This is a genomic window from Pseudomonas sp. ZY71, assembly GCF_036542145.1.
Lineage (GTDB): Bacteria > Pseudomonadota > Gammaproteobacteria > Pseudomonadales > Pseudomonadaceae > Aquipseudomonas > Aquipseudomonas koreensis_A.
In genome coordinates this window covers 397,249-412,690 of sequence record NZ_CP144274.1, presented here as the reverse complement: position 1 = coordinate 412,690, position 15,442 = coordinate 397,249, and the positions used below count along the sequence as shown (strand labels likewise).

Sequence of the window (15,442 nt, the reverse complement as noted above, 5' to 3'; positions counted from 1 at the left end):
ATTTATCGCGAAAACACCCTAAAAACAGTCGAAATTTCCCAAAAAGGTGTTTCAAGCGCTTTCAAGTCTGTAACAAAAAGGTAACCGGGCCATCGTTGACCAAATGCACCTGCATATCGGCGCCGAATCTACCTGATGCCACAGTGCCATGCACCTGTTTCGCACTGCTTAATAGATAGTCGAACAATTCCTCGCCCAAGGCTGGAGGCGCTGCCGTCGAAAAGCTCGGGCGCAACCCGCTTTTGGTGTCGGCCGCGAGGGTGAACTGCGAGACCAGCAGCAACCCGCCACCGACATCGGCGAGGGACAAGTTCATCTTGCCCTCCGCATCACTGAATACCCGATAGTTAAGCAGTTTATGCAGAAGTTTGTCGGCGCTGGTACGCGTGTCGTCGGGTTCGACCGCCACCAGCACCAGCAAACCGTGATCAACGGCGCCCACTACCTCTCCATCTACCTCGACGCGCGCACCGCGAACGCGCTGTAAAAGCCCTTTCATGCTTCTTCGGGCGGCAGGTCGAGCAGGCGCCGCGCCATGTTGCCCGCCGCACGCACAAGTGCATCGGTGATGCCCGGTTCCGAGGCCGCGTGGCCGGCATCGCGAATCACCTGCAGTTCGCTGTTCGGCCACGCTTGATGCAGTTCCCAGGCGTTGTCGAGCGGGCAGATCACGTCATAACGGCCGTGAATGATCACGCCCGGCAGATGAGCGATTTTGCCCATGTCGCGAATCAGCTGGTTCGGCTCAAGGAAGGCGTTGTTGGTGAAGTAATGGCATTCGATCCGCGCAATCGACAGCGCGCGTTGCGGCTCGGAGAACCTATCGACCACCAGCGGGTTCGGCCGCAGGGTCGCGGTGCGCCCTTCCCAGGTCGACCAGGCTTTGGCCGCGTGCATCTGGGCGATCTGGTCGTTGCCGGTCAGGCGTTTGTGGAAAGCGCTGAGCAGGTCGTCGCGTTCGTCCAGCGGAATCGGCGCGATGTAGTCCTGCCAGTAATCAGGGAACAGACGGCTGGCACCGGCCTGATAGAACCACTCGATTTCCTGCGGACGGCAGAGAAAGATCCCGCGCAGGATCAGACCGTGAACACGCTCCGGGTGGGTTTGTGCGTAAGCCAGCGCCAGGGTCGAACCCCACGAGCCGCCGAACAGCACCCATTTATCAATGCCCAGATGTTTGCGGATGCGCTCAAGGTCGGCGACCAGATCCCAGGTGGTGTTGTTTTCCAGGCTCGCGTGCGGTGTGGAGCGTCCGCAGCCGCGCTGGTCGAAGGTAACAATGCGATACAGGTTCGGATCGAAATAGCGACGGCTCTGCGCGTCGCAACCGGCGCCGGGGCCGCCGTGGATGAACACAACCGGCAAACCCTCCGGCGAACCGCTTTCGTCGACGTATAGCGTATGGGTGTCATCGACAGCCAGATCGTGCCGGGCGTGAGGTTTGATCTGCGGAAACAAAGTCTGCATTGCGCGCTCCGTAAGGGGTCGAGGTCATCCCTGGGGGGACTTCTATTATTCTGCCGTTGGGCATCATAAACCCGATTTACGTCAATGAGCATGCCTCTGCGATGTCACCGCTTGTCAGCCATTTACCAGAGCGAGTGGGTCCGCATACAAAACCTGTAGGAGTGAGCCTGCTCGCGATAGCGTTGGGTCAGGTAACACTTCAGTAACTGACACACCGCTATCGCGAGCAGGCTCACTCCTACAGGGGTTAGGTGTATGGCGTTATTGCGCGTGGTGCTTTTGGCCCCAGGAGAGGAAACCCTGCAGCAATTCTTTGAGCACCACCCGCGTCGGCTCGGCCAGATCGGCGCGATAGCGGAACGGTTCGAACTCTTCCATGTAGGTGCTCTGGCACAACTCCAGCTGCACCGCGTGGATGTTCTCGGCCGGGTTGCCGTAATGGCGGGTGATGTGGCCGCCCTTGAAGCGGCCGTTGAGCACGTGGCTGTAATTGCCGTGGCGTGCGCAAATCGCTTCCAGTTGCGTCGCCAACTGCGAATCACAACTGGCGCCGTTGAAGGTGCCGAGGTTGAAGTCCGGCAGCTTGCCGTCGAACAGGTGCGGGATGATCGAACGGATCGAGTGCGCATCGAACAATAGCGCGTAACCGAATTCGGCTTTCAACCGCGCCAGCTCTTCCTGAAGCGTGCGGTGATATGGCGTCCAGATCTGCTCCAGATAAGTCGCGCGCTCTTCTTTCGACGGCTCGTGCCCTTCGCGGAACAACGGAATGCCATCGAACAACGTCGCCGGGTACAGCCCGGTGGTCGCCCCGGCGTATAGCGGTTTGTCGTCGGAGGGACGATTCAGGTCGATGACGAACCGCGAGTACTCGGCAGCCAGAGTGCTCGCGCCCAGTTCTTCGGCGAAGTCGTACAACTGCGGAATGTGCCAGTCGGTGTCCGGCAGGCTTTTCGCGTCCGGGATTAAACCGGCTTCCACCGCAGGTGTCAGGCGCACGCCGGCATGCGGCATGCTGATCAACAACGGCACGCACCCTTGTTTGAAGTTCAGAACCTTATCCACAACCGCCCTCCTACAGATTTGATTCGACGCCGTGACGCACGACGCGTTTGTCCAGATCACCGCCGAGCCAATAGGCCAGATCCGCCGGACGATCGATGTGCCAGGCAACGAAATCCGCGACCTTGCCGACTTCCAGCGAACCGTGGGTGTCGGCCATGCCCAACGCCTGCGCGGCGTGGATGGTGGCGCCGGCCAAGGCTTCTTCCGGGGTCATGCGCAAACAGGTGCAGGCCATGTTCAGCATCAGCCGCAACGACAGCGCCGGCGAGGTGCCGGGGTTGAGGTCGCTGGCGATGGCGATCTTCACCTTGTGCTTGCGCAGGGCGTCCATCGGCGGCAATTGGGTTTCACGCAGAAAATAGAACGCACCCGGCAGCAGCACCGCGACGGTGTCGGCTTCGGCCATGGCGATGGCGTCGGCTTCGTCCATGAATTCCAGGTGATCCGCAGACAGCGCCTTATAGCGCGCGGCGAGGCTGGAGCCATGCAGCGACGACAATTGTTCGGCATGCAGTTTCACTGGCAGGCCGAGTTTTTGTGCGGCGATGAACACGCGTTCGACTTGCTCAGGGGAGAACGCCAGGTATTCGCAGAACGCATCCACGGCATCGACCAGACCTTCGGCAGCCAGTGCTGGCAGCATTTCGCTGCAGATCAGATCGATGTAGTCGTCGGCGCGATCTTTGTATTCCGGTGGCAACGCGTGGGCGGCCAGGCAGGTGCTGCGTACGCTGATCGGTAGCTCTTTGGCCAAGCGCCGGATGACCCGGAGGATCTTGCGTTCATTGGCCAGATCGAGGCCATAGCCGGATTTCATCTCGACTGTGGTCACGCCGTCGCGCATCAGGCTTTTCAGACGCTTGGCGGCGCTGGCGAACAGCTCGTCTTCAGTGGCTTCGCGAGTCGCGCGCACGGTGCTGGCGATGCCGCCACCGGACGCTGCGATTTCCGCATAGCTGACGCCTTGCAGGCGCTTTTCGAATTCGCCGCTGCGGTTACCGCCGAACACCGTGTGGGTGTGGCAATCGATCAGGCCGGGCGTGACCCATGCACCTTGCAGGTCGTTGACCGCCGGGTATTCGCCGGACGGTAATTGATTGCGCGGGCCGATCCACTCGATGTGCGCACCGGACGTCACGATGGCCGCATCTTCGATGATCGAGTAGACGCCCTGCGCCATGGTTGCGACGTGGCAGTGTTGCCAGAGGGTTTTCACTGTTGGCCTCCGTTGGGGTTGGTTTGGTGGGCGGCCCTGAAAAGCCCCTCACCCTAGCCCTCTCCCGGAGGGAGAGGGGACTGACCGGGTTGTTCTGTCGAGTTACACCGACCTGAAATTTTTGTGTCGAACTCAGGCCTTGAAGCTCACCGAGATCGGCTCCCTTTCCCTCTCTCTCACACGGAAGAAAAAGAACTGACCGTTGTTCTGTCGAGGTACATCGACCTGAAAGCTCTGAGTCGAACTCAGGCTTTGAAAACCATGAAGATCGGCTCCCTTCCCCCTCTCCCACAGGGGAGAAAAAGGACTGACCGTGTTGCTCTGTCGAGGTACACCGACCTGAAAATTCTGAGCCGAACTCAGGCTCTGAAAACCACGAAGATCGGCTCCCTTCCCCCTCTCCCCCCTGGGGGAGAGGGCTGGGGTGAGGGGGATCGATTTCACTAACAACAAAACTCCCCCTGAAAACACACTTACAAACTAGGCAGCAATTTCGCCGAAACCAACCCAGTCAAACACCGCGACGCCAACAGCTCAGTCGCCGCGTTAATGTCCGGCGCAAAGAACCGATCCTTCTCATAAAACGGCACTTCCTTACGTAAAATCGCCCGCGCCTGTTCCAGCTTCGCCGAAGTCTTCAGACCGTTACGCAGATCCAGACCCTGCACCGCCGCCAGCCATTCCACCGCGAGAATGCCGCGCGTGTTTTCGGCCATTTCCCACAGACGCTTGCCCGCAGCAGGCGCCATCGACACGTGGTCTTCCTGGTTGGCCGAAGTAGGCAGGCTGTCCACCGAATGCGGATGCGACAACGCCTTGTTCTCGCTAGCCAATGCCGCTGCAGTAACCTGAGCGATCATGAAGCCGGAGTTCACCCCACCATTGGCGACGAGGAACGGCGGCAGCTGCGACATGTGCTTGTCCATCATCAGCGAAATACGGCGCTCGCTCAGCGAGCCGATTTCGGCGATGGCCAGCGCCATGTTGTCAGCGGCCATGGCCACCGGCTCGGCGTGGAAGTTGCCGCCGGAAATCACGTCGCCTTCAGCGGCAAACACCAGCGGGTTATCGGAAACGGCGTTGGCCTCAACTGCGAGCACTTCAGCAGCCTGACGGAACTGGGTCAGGCAAGCGCCCATGACTTGCGGCTGGCAACGCAGCGAGTACGGATCCTGGACCTTCTCGCAGTTCTGGTGCGAGTCGGAGACTTCGCTGCGCTCACCAAGCAGATCACGATAAGCGGCAGCCGCGTCGATCTGACCTTTCTGGCCGCGCGCGGCGTGAATGCGTGCATCGAACGGCGAACGCGAGCCCAATACCGCTTCAACCGTCAGACCACCCAGCGCCAGTGCGCCCGCGAACAAGTCCTCACCTTCAAACAGACCGCGCAGCGCGAACGCGGTGGAAACCTGAGTACCGTTGAGCAGCGCCAGACCTTCTTTCGCCGCCAGCGTCAGCGGCGTCAGGCCGGCCACTTTCAGCGCTTCAGTGGCTTCCATCCACTCGCCCTTGTAACGCGCCTTGCCCTCGCCCAGCAGTACCAGCGACATGTGCGCCAACGGCGCCAAGTCGCCCGATGCACCCACCGAACCTTTCAGTGGAATGTGCGGATACACCTCGGCATTGATCAGCGCGATCAGCGCATCGATCACTACGCGGCGAATGCCGGAGAAACCACGACTGAGGCTATTGACCTTGAGCACCATGATCAGCCGCACCAGCTCATCGCTGATCGGCTGGCCGACACCGGCGGCGTGGGACAACACCAGCGAGCGCTGCAGGTTTTCCAGGTCTTCGCTGGCGATGCGCGTCGAGGCCAGCAGGCCGAAACCGGTGTTGATGCCGTAGGCGGTGCGGTTCTCGGCGAGGATCTGCTCGACGCAGGCGACGCTGGCTTCGATCTGCTGCGATGCGCTGTTGTCGAGCGTCAGCTTGACCGGGTTCTGGTAGACGTCACGCAGTTGGGCCAGGCTCAGTTGGCCGGGAATCAGGTTCAGCGCAGTCATTTTGTGCTCCTTTTGAGAGTTTGTTATTAACTCGCCAGACGCTCCGGAGATGTCCGTTGTCCGTCGCGTCTCGCCTTTTGGGGAGTCGCGCCTTGGCACGCTGGCGTGGGTATTTTTCAGTGCAAATTCGGTAAAGCGTTGCGCAGCAGATTTGGGGCTTTCAACACGCTCGCGGCAGCAGCGATATCCGGCGCCAGCCAGCGATCCTGATCGTAGGCCGGGACTTTTTCGCGCAGCAGTCGCCAAGCGATATCGGTGCCCACGCCAAAGCGCTGTTCCTTGAGGAATTCAAACGCCTGCGCCGCCAGCAGATATTCGATAGCGAGGATCTGCGTGCAGTTTTCCAGCGCGCGGTGCAGCTTCAGCGCGGCGTTGGTGCCCATGCTCAAGTGGTCTTCCTGCAGGCCCGAGGTAATGTAGTTATCGAGCACCGCCGGTTGCGCCAATTGACGGTTTTCCGCACACAGTGACGCGGCGACGTATTGCACGATCATCATCCCGGAATTAACCCCAGGATTGGCCACCAGAAATGCCGGCAAACCGCTAACGTGCGGGTTCACCAGACGATCGAGGCGACGCTCGGCAATCGAGCCGATTTCGGCCATGGCAATCGCCAACAAATCCGCCGCCATCGCCACCGATTGGCCGTGCGGGTTGGCTTGCGACATCACCCGGAAGTTGTCCGGCGTACCCAGCAACAGCGGGTTATCGGTGCAGCCATTGAGTTCGGCTTCGACCTGTTTGATCGCATGATCGAGTTGATCGCGCGCGGCACCGTGTACCTGCGGGATCGAGCGGATACTCAGCGCATCCTGAGTGCGAATGCCTTTGCTCGACGCAATCACTTCACTGCCATCGAGCAAGGCGCGCAGATTGATGCCGACCTGCTGCATGCCCGGGTGCGGTTTCAGCGCGATGATCTCGGCATCGAACGCATCGATCTGACCGCGCTGGGCTTCGAAACTCATTGCGCCGATCACATCGGCCCACTGCACCAATCGTGTCGCGTCGGCAATCGCCAGACAGCTGAGGCCGGTCATGCACGGCGTGCCGTTGACCAGGCACAAACCGTCCTTCGCACCGAGTTGCACTGGTTGCAGGCCTTCTTCGGCCAGCGCCTGTTGCGCCGAAGTGATCTGCCCGCGATAGCTGACATTGCCGACGCCGAGCAACGCGATGCCGATGTGCGCCATGTGGGTCAGGTAACCGACCGAGCCTTGCGACGGAACCTGCGGGGTGATCCCGCGATTGAGCAGCGCCAGCAGCGCTTCGACGACCCGACGATGAATGCCGGATTTGCCGTGGCTGTAGTTGTGGATTGCCGCGCAGATGATCGCGCGAGTCTGCTCGTCGGCGAGTACCGGGCCGACGCCGCAGGCATGGCTGAGCAAGGTGTTGCGCGAGAGCTGGCTGAGCTGCTCGTCTTTCAGGGAAACGTTGGACAAACCGCCCAGGCCGGTGTTGACGCCATAGGCGCGCTCACCGCTTTCGACGATGCGCTGGACGATGCCTTGGGCGTTTTCGATGCGCGCCCAGGTGTCGCTGGACAGCTCGAGTTGAGCGCCGTGACGGGCGACAGCGACCACGTCCTGCCAACGCAGAGGGGCGCCGGTGATAACGACTTTTTCAGCCTGGGACATCATTAACCTCATCCGAACATTGATGCAGCTTCACCGACGCTATCGCGAGCAGGCTCACTCCTACAGGGGTACGCATTCCAACTGTAGGAGTGAGCCTGCTCGCGATGAGGCCCGCCCAGCCAACAAAAATCTACCTAAACCACCGCAGCCCGCCGCTGCACAAACCGGTCAACATACTCATCCGCTGGCGAATGCAGGATCTCTCTCGGCGTACCAACCTGAATCAACTTCCCATCCTTGAGAATTGCAATGCGGTTACCAATACGCACCGCCTCGTCGAGATCGTGAGTGATGAAGACGATGGTCTTGTGCAAGGTCTTTTGCAGCTCCAGCAACTGGTCCTGCATCTCGGCGCGGATCAGCGGATCCAGGGCACTGAACGCCTCATCCATGAGGATGATGTCGGTGTCCGCCGCCAGCGCACGAGCCAGACCGACGCGCTGGCGCATGCCGCCGGAGAGCTGGTGCGGGTATTTGTTTTCGTAGCCTTTGAGGCCCACGGTGTTGATCCAGTGCAGCGCGCGTTCCGCGCACATTTGCTTGCTCTCGCCACGGACTTTCAAGCCGTAAGCGACGTTCTCCAGCACGGTCTTGTGCGGCAGCAGGCCGAAGCTCTGGAACACCATGCTGATCTTGTGCCGGCGAAATTCGCGCAGGGCATCCATGTCGTATTGCAGGATGTCCACGCCATCGACCAGAATCGCGCCGCTGGTCGGGTCGATCAGCCGGTTGAAGTGGCGCACCAGCGTCGATTTGCCCGAGCCGGACAGGCCCATGATCACGAAGATCTCGCCGGTGCCGATGCTCAGCGACAGGTCGTTAACGCCGACCACGCAACCGGTTTCGCTCAGCACCTGATCCTTGGTCTTGCCCTGACCGACCATGGCCAGTGCATCCTTGGCGCGGTTGCCGAAAATCTTGAAGACGTTTTTGACTTCGATCTTGCTCACGGTTGCGTTGCTCATTTGCTCACCTCATGCCGTGGCCGACCGTACGCCTGAGTAATGCGGTCGATGACCACTGCGAGAATCACGATCGCCAGACCGGCCTCAAGACCACGTCCGACGTTGAGGGTCTGAATCCCCACCAGCACATCTTCACCCAAGCCACGGGCACCGATCATCGAGGCGATCACCACCATCGACAGGGCCATCATCGTGGTCTGGTTGATCCCGGCCATGATGCTCGGCAGGGCCAGTGGCAGTTGCACGCCGAACAGTTGCTGCCAGCGGTTGGCGCCGAAAGCATTGATCGCTTCCATCACCTCGCCGTCGACTTGGCGGATGCCCAGATCAGTGAGGCGAATCAGCGGCGGTGCGGCGTAGATCACCGTGGCGAAAATCGCCGGGACCTTGCCCAGACCGAACAGCATCAGCACCGGAATCAAGTACACGAAACTTGGCATGGTCTGCATGATGTCGAGCAGCGGCATCAGCACCGAACGCAGGCGATTGCTGCGCGCCGAGAGAATCCCCAGCGGAATGCCGATCAGCACCGAAATGATCGTCGCGACCATCATCAGCGCCAGCGTCTGCATAAGCTTGTCCCACAAGCCAACGGCGCCGACGAGGAACAGCAGACCGACGATGACCGCCGTGGTCACGACTTTGCGCGTGGCGTGCCAGGCGACGACACCGACGATCGCCAGCATCAACCACCACGGTGCCGCACGCAGCAGGCCTTCAAGATTGACGATGGCCCACAGCAGCGTGTCGGAGATGTGGCGGAACACATCACCGTAGTTGGTCACCAGCGAATCGACCCAACCGTTGACCCAGTCGGCGATGGAAAAGGTAAAGCTTTCGGGAAACATAAGCGGCTCTCAATCAGAAATCTCAATCAAGCGTTTACGGCATATCTCCCGGCCAGCCTCACGGTTGACCGGGAGGTATCGACCTACAGCGCCGCGTCGATTTTCCTGGCTGCGTCTGCACTGACCCACGCATGCCAGACCTCAGGATGTTCCTTGAGGAAGATTTTCGCCAGTTTTGGCGACTCGATACGTTCCTTGGCCATGCGGCCCAGGTTCTGGTTCAACAGGTCGATCGGCAGGTTGACCTTTTCCAGCACGGCAACCAGTTCCGGGGCTTCGTCGTGGAAGGTTTTCGACAGGCCGACCTTGATGCTTACGGTCTTGTCGACGCCCGGTTTTTCTTCGAGTTTGACCAGATCCACCTGGCCCATCAGCGGGGTTGGCGACCAGTAGTAGAACAGGATCGGCTCGCCACGCTTGTAGCTCGACAACACCGCCGCATCCAGCGCCGGGCCGGTGCCCGGGCGGAAATTGGTGTAGCTGCTTTCGAGGCCATAGCTTTTCAGCATTTCGCTGTTATCGAGTTCGCAGGTCCAGCCGGCCGGGCAGTTGTAGAAACGGCCCTTGGACGGCTCTTCGGCGTCCTTGAACACGGCGGCGTATTTGCCCAGATCCGCGATGTTTTTCAGGTCCGGCGCTTTCGGTTCAAGCTTGCGCTTGGCGTCGCCTTCGATCACGTAACGCGGCACGTACCAGCCTTCGACAGCGCCTACGACAGGAGCGCCGACACCGACGACCTTGCCGGCCTTCTCGGCCTTGTTCCAGACCTCGCTGCGGCCGACCCACTCTTCGGCGAACACTTGAATATCGTTGCTGCTCAGGGCGTTTTCCATGGTGATGGAGTTGCCCGGCAAACTGTCGGTCTTGCAGTCGTAGCCTTTCTCCAGCACCACTTGCAGGACGTCGGTCAGCAGCATGCCGCTTTCCCAGTTCAGCCCGGCGAATTTCACCGGTTTACCCGATTCGCACCAGCCGGCGGCTTGCGTCGCACCGGCACTGACCAACAGGCCCATGGACAGCAATGTGGTCAGCAGGGTCTTGTTCGATTTCATTGTTGTGACGCTCCTAATCATGAATTGGCTTACGGCAGTCAAGAGGCATCCAGCCCTGTCCACGTCCAAATCAGGCCTGCGCCGCAGCGCGACCGGCCCCGCTTGTTTTAGGTTGTACAACGCTGTTCTGCTCGACCGGCAGAATCAGTTGATCGGGTACCGCGCTGTGCCATTTTTTTGCGCACACGTAGTAGACGACGGCCGGCAGCACGAGGCCGATGATCCAGGAAATATCCACATCACCGAGGGCGGCCACCAGCGGACCGGTATAGAACTTGGTGGAGATGAACGGCAGCTGCACCAGCACACCGAACACATACACGCTGATGCCGAGCAGGTTCCAGCGACCGTAGCGACCGTTCGGATTGGCCAGAGCTGGCACGTCATAGCGCTCGCGGGTGATGCAGTAGTAATCCACCAGGTTGATCGCGCTCCACGGTGTGAAGAACGCCAGCAGGAAGAGGATGAAAGACTTGAACGCACCGAGGAACGAGTGCTGACCGAGCAGCGCGATCAGGGTCGCCGCGCCGACGATCACCAACACAAACACCAGACGCTGCATACGCGTAACGGTCAGGTGACCTTTGAAACCACTGATGATGGTCGCGATGCACATGAAGCTGCCGTAGGAGTTCAGCGTCGAGATGGTCACCTTGCCGAACGCGATGCTGAAATACAGCAGCGCAGCGGTGGCACCGGTGCCGCCCAGACCGACGATGTAGGCAACTTCGTGACCGGCGAATTGGCCGTTGGCGGAAGCCGCGGCGAACACACCGAGGATCATCGCCACTTGTGCGCCGACCACTGAACCGGCACCGGCGGCGAAGAAGGTTTTCACCGCCGAGGTGTTGCTCGGCAGGTAGCGGGAATAGTCAGCCACGTACGGGCCGAAAGCGATCTGCCAGGAGGCCGCGAGCGACACTGCGAGGAGGAAGCTGCTCCAGCTGAAGTGACGGATCTGCAGAAGTGCGCCGACGTCGGTCTGGCTCATCAGGCGCCAGAACAGGAAGACGAAAGCGATCACGCCAATCACGCTGGCAACACGGCCGATCCAGTGGATCACCCGATAACCGAGCACCGTGACCAGCACGATAACGCTGGCGAAAATCAGGATGCCGACGCTGTCGCTGACATTGAATAGCTGGCCTAACGCCTGACCGGAAAGCACCGTGCCTGTCGCGGTGAAACCCAGGTACATCAGGCACACCAAGACGATAGGGATTGCCGCACCATAGACGCCAAACTGCACGCGGCTGGAGATCATCTGCGGCAGACCGAGTTTCGGCCCTTGCGCCGCGTGCAGCGCCATCACCCCGCCGCCGAGCAGTTGACCGATCAACAGACCGATCAGCGACCAGAACACATCACCGCCCAACACCACGGCCAAGGCCCCGGTGACAATCGCGGTGATTTGCAGGTTGGCACCCATCCACAGGGTGAACTGGCTAAACAGACGACCGTGTCTTTCCGCTTCCGGGATGTAGTCGATCGAACGCCTTTCGATCAACGGTTTGTTGCCTGCACGATCGGTGTTGACAGCCATGATTCAACCTCTGTGGATTGTTCCGGGTGTTGTTCTTGTTTTGGCTTTTGTAGGAGTGAGCCTGCTCGCGATTGCGGTGGTTCAGTCAGCACATTTGCTGAATGTGTCGGCCTTATCGCGAGCAGGCTCACTCCTACAGGGGAAAGAATTACTTTCCGGTAATCATCGGCAGGTTCAGGCCCTGTTCCTTGGCGCAGTCGATGGCGATCTGGTAACCGGCATCGGCATGACGCATGACGCCAGTGGCCGGGTCGTTGTGCAGCACGCGCGCAATGCGCTCGGCCGCTTCGTCAGTACCATCGCAAACAATCACCATGCCCGAGTGCTGCGAGAAGCCCATGCCGACGCCGCCGCCGTGGTGCAGGGAAACCCAGGTCGCGCCGCTCGCGGTATTCAGCAGCGCGTTGAGCAGTGGCCAGTCAGACACAGCGTCGGAACCGTCCTGCATCGATTCGGTTTCGCGGTTAGGGCTGGCGACCGAGCCGGAGTCGAGGTGGTCGCGACCGATCACGATAGGTGCGGACAATTCGCCGCTGCGGACCATTTCGTTGAAGGCCAGACCGAGCTTGGCGCGCAAACCCAGACCGACCCAGCAGATACGTGCCGGCAGACCCTGGAAGCTGATGCGCTCGCGAGCCATGTCCAGCCAGTTGTGCAGGTGCGCGTCGTCCGGGATCAGCTCTTTGACCTTGGCGTCGGTTTTGTAGATGTCTTGCGGATCGCCCGACAGCGCCGCCCAACGGAACGGGCCGATGCCACGGCAGAACAGCGGACGAATGTAAGCCGGTACGAAACCGGGGAAGTCGAAGGCGTTTTCGACGCCTTCTTCTTGCGCCATCTGACGGATGTTGTTGCCGTAGTCGAAGGTCGGAATGCCTTGCTTCTGGAATTCCAGCATGGCTTTGACGTGTACGGCCATCGACTGTTTGGCGGCTTTGATTACAGCGGCCGGTTCGGTCTTGGCGCGGGCGCGGTATTCGTCCCAGGTCCAGCCGGCTGGCAGGTAACCGTTGAGCGGATCGTGGGCGCTGGTCTGGTCGGTGACCATGTCCGGGCGTACGCCGCGCTTGACCAGTTCCGGCAGAATTTCTGCGGCGTTACCCAGCAGGGCGATGGAGATCGCTTTGCCTTCTTTGGTGTATTTGTCGATGCGCGCCAAGGCATCGTCGAGGTCTTTGGCCTGCTCGTCGACGTACCGACTTTTCAGGCGGAAATCGATGCTGACCTGTTGGCATTCGATGTTCAGCGAGCATGCGCCAGCGAGGGTTGCGGCCAGAGGCTGTGCGCCGCCCATGCCACCGAGGCCGGCGGTCAATACCCATTTGCCGGTGAGGTTGTCGTTGTAGTGCTGGCGACCGGCCTCAACGAAGGTTTCGTAGGTGCCTTGAACGATGCCCTGGCTGCCGATGTAGATCCAGCTGCCGGCGGTCATCTGGCCGTACATGGCCAGGCCTTTGGCGTCGAGTTCGTTGAAGTGCTCCCAGCTCGCCCAGTGCGGGACGAGGTTGGAGTTGGCGATCAGTACACGCGGGGCGTTGCTGTGAGTCTTGAACACGCCGACCGGCTTGCCGGATTGCACCAGCAGGGTCTCGTCGTCGTTCAGGTTGGTCAGGCTCTCGACGATCTTGTCGTAGCACTCCCAGTTGCGCGCGGCGCGACCGATACCGCCGTAGACCACCAGCTCTTTCGGGTTCTCGGCGACTTCCGGGTCGAGGTTGTTCATCAGCATGCGCAGCGGCGCTTCGGTCAGCCAGCTCTTGGCGGTCAGCTTGTTGCCGCGGGCGGCACGGATTTCGACGTCGCGAAACTTAGTCATTTTGTTATCAGTCACGAAAGAGACTCCTCAGCGATCAATTCAAACCAACCCTGGCAGTGGGCAAGCAGCCTGTGCGCTTCGCTGCGCGACAAGCGAATCAGTGGACGCTGCGGAGAGTCTCGAGCGACTCATACGCATACGTCTTTACTTGTACATACAAGCATATGCAATCAAGCGGCCAACTTGTTGGAGGGGTATTCAAGAAAAATTACGGGCACGGCTGGAGAGCGCCTGAATCAAGGGTTCGGGCGTGGATGAATTTTTTCGTGGGGATGATTTAGGGCGACGGGACTTTGTTACGTGAGCGTGGTTTTGCGCCACGCTGGGGCGTTCGGTAACAAGTTGGTGCGTGGGTTGGGAACACCCCAAAAGCAAAAGATCGCAGCCTTCGGCAGCTCCTACAGGGTGTACATCAATCCCAATGTAGGAGCTGCCGAAGGCTGCGATCTCTTAAGGCTTTTCAATCAGCGGGCAGTCAGCTCAATGACACAGCAACCCGCATCAACGGACACTTCAACCAAGCCATTGTTGCCGTCCAGTTGCAGGCAATCATGGCGACCGAGTTGCGAAACATTGTCAGCGACCTTCACCTGCAGCAACTCGCTGACACTGAACACCAGCACCGTCCCGGCCGAGCTGAAGAACCGCTGCTCGCCGTCCAGCCACTGCAAACGCGCGCTGTAACGCTGTGGCGCGTAAATCAGGTTGAAGTCGCGAATCGCGCCACCGAGCAGCGTGCACGAAACCTGGCTTTCACCACTGAAGGCAAACGGGTCGAGCGGTAACAGCGCGCGCGTGTCGTCGCCGTCAACGCACAGGGTCATGCCATCCCCCTGCAACACGGTGATCACCCGCTGGTAACCGGCGAAGGTCGAAAAGCCGCCCGACTCGGCGATATCGGCAATCGACAGACGCCAGCCAAAACCGTCCAGCCCTGCGCCGGCATCACGGGTGATTTCCTCGGTGCTGCCGCCGCCGTTTTTCCACGGCATGCGCGGGTAGCCTTCAGCGCGTAAAACCTTAAGTGCACTCATTTATGCTCTCTATTTATGGAATCGACCTTCCAGACGATGACGAGAACCCGGATGAATCAAACGTGCAGCCGTCACCGGCTGACGCCCCGACCACGTGCGCCGACGAATCAACAGGCACGGCTCGCCTTTTTCAATCTGCAGCAACTTGCATTCGGACGACTCAGCAAGGATAGCTTCAACCACATGCTCGCCTTCGGTCAGCGGCGCCACCTGATTGAGATACGCGTACGGCGTTTGCAGAGTGAAGTCCTGCTTGAGGTATTCCGGGGCGACCAATGCGTTGACGAAACGGTCTTCGATTTGCACCGGGATATCGTTTTCGAAATGCACGATCAGCGAGTGAAATACTTTCTGCCCTTCGCGCATGTCCAGCGCCAGCGCGCGTTCGGAACCGGCGGCCTCTTCTTCGAGGGTGATGACCTGGCAGGTGTGGCGATGACCACGGGAAGCGATTTCGTCGGCGATGTTGTGCACTTCGAACAGCGCAGACTGGCTCTTCGGTTCGGCGACGAACGTGCCGACGCCTTGCATACGCACCAACAGGCCGTCGGCGGTCATCTCACGCAGTGCGCGGTTGATGGTCATGCGGCTGAAGCCGAGTTGATTGACCAGCTCGCTCTCGGACGGCACGCGGTAGTGCGGCGGCCAGTTTCCGCTGTCGATCTGCTGGGTGATCATCTGTTTGACGCGGGCGTACAAGGGCGCCGGACTGTCGCCCATGTTCGCGGCCAACGGGGAGACTGGAGGCGGAGTCGGCACGGTTGATCCCTGTTCATTGGATGAAAGTGGC

Annotated in this window: 13 protein-coding genes; all 13 read right to left on the bottom strand. The window is 60.1% G+C overall.

The annotated features are described in order from the left end of the window. Positions 1-61: 61 nt before the first annotated feature. Positions 62-499 carry a D-aminoacyl-tRNA deacylase gene (gene dtd / locus VY732_RS01810; protein WP_077570377.1) on the bottom strand — a complete coding sequence of 146 codons (438 nt, stop codon included), beginning with the start codon at positions 497-499 and terminating at the stop codon, positions 62-64. Further along, positions 496-1,467, bottom strand: a complete 972-nt coding sequence (gene pip, locus VY732_RS01805) for a prolyl aminopeptidase (protein WP_008080611.1) — start codon at positions 1,465-1,467, stop codon at positions 496-498. The genes dtd and pip overlap by 4 nt, the downstream gene beginning before the upstream one ends. A gap of 261 nt (positions 1,468-1,728) precedes the next feature. Then, positions 1,729-2,532 (bottom strand): N-formylglutamate deformylase, encoded by an 804-nt coding sequence (hutG, locus tag VY732_RS01800; RefSeq protein ID WP_331693597.1) that lies wholly within the window; start codon positions 2,530-2,532, stop codon positions 1,729-1,731. 10 nt (positions 2,533-2,542) lie between these two features. Continuing rightward, positions 2,543-3,748, bottom strand: coding sequence for an imidazolonepropionase (gene hutI / locus VY732_RS01795; protein ID WP_137218593.1), 1,206 nt, complete (start codon positions 3,746-3,748; stop codon positions 2,543-2,545). A gap of 473 nt (positions 3,749-4,221) precedes the next feature. Then, complete coding sequence (gene hutH / locus VY732_RS01790; protein ID WP_093430057.1) at positions 4,222-5,754, bottom strand: histidine ammonia-lyase; 1,533 nt, start codon at positions 5,752-5,754, stop codon at positions 4,222-4,224. A gap of 116 nt (positions 5,755-5,870) precedes the next feature. Further along, positions 5,871-7,394, bottom strand: a complete 1,524-nt coding sequence (gene hutH / locus VY732_RS01785; RefSeq protein WP_331693595.1) for a histidine ammonia-lyase — start codon at positions 7,392-7,394, stop codon at positions 5,871-5,873. Positions 7,395-7,528: 134 nt separating this feature from the next. After that, positions 7,529-8,359 (bottom strand): quaternary amine ABC transporter ATP-binding protein, encoded by an 831-nt coding sequence (locus tag VY732_RS01780; protein WP_123592971.1) that lies wholly within the window; start codon positions 8,357-8,359, stop codon positions 7,529-7,531. Then, the gene (locus tag VY732_RS01775) at positions 8,356-9,207 is read right to left on the bottom strand and encodes an ABC transporter permease (protein ID WP_007949591.1); all 852 of its coding nucleotides are present in this window, start codon (positions 9,205-9,207) and stop codon (positions 8,356-8,358) included. Before VY732_RS01775 ends, VY732_RS01780 begins: the two co-directional genes overlap by 4 nt. Before the next feature lie 83 nt (positions 9,208-9,290). Next, the gene (locus tag VY732_RS01770) at positions 9,291-10,259 is read right to left on the bottom strand and encodes an ABC transporter substrate-binding protein (protein WP_331693592.1); all 969 of its coding nucleotides are present in this window, start codon (positions 10,257-10,259) and stop codon (positions 9,291-9,293) included. Positions 10,260-10,329: 70 nt separating this feature from the next. Further along, positions 10,330-11,802, bottom strand: a complete 1,473-nt coding sequence (locus VY732_RS01765) for a purine-cytosine permease family protein (RefSeq protein WP_034152989.1) — start codon at positions 11,800-11,802, stop codon at positions 10,330-10,332. Between the two features lie 148 nt (positions 11,803-11,950). Beyond that, a complete protein-coding gene (gene hutU, locus VY732_RS01760) occupies positions 11,951-13,618 on the bottom strand; it encodes a urocanate hydratase (protein ID WP_162130775.1) in 1,668 nt (555 codons plus the stop codon). 464 nt (positions 13,619-14,082) lie between these two features. Continuing rightward, complete coding sequence (locus VY732_RS01755; RefSeq protein WP_331693591.1) at positions 14,083-14,652, bottom strand: HutD/Ves family protein; 570 nt, start codon at positions 14,650-14,652, stop codon at positions 14,083-14,085. Positions 14,653-14,661: 9 nt separating this feature from the next. Further along, positions 14,662-15,372, bottom strand: a complete 711-nt coding sequence (gene hutC, locus VY732_RS01750; RefSeq protein ID WP_331695835.1) for a histidine utilization repressor — start codon at positions 15,370-15,372, stop codon at positions 14,662-14,664. Between the last annotated feature and the right edge of the window lie 70 nt (positions 15,373-15,442).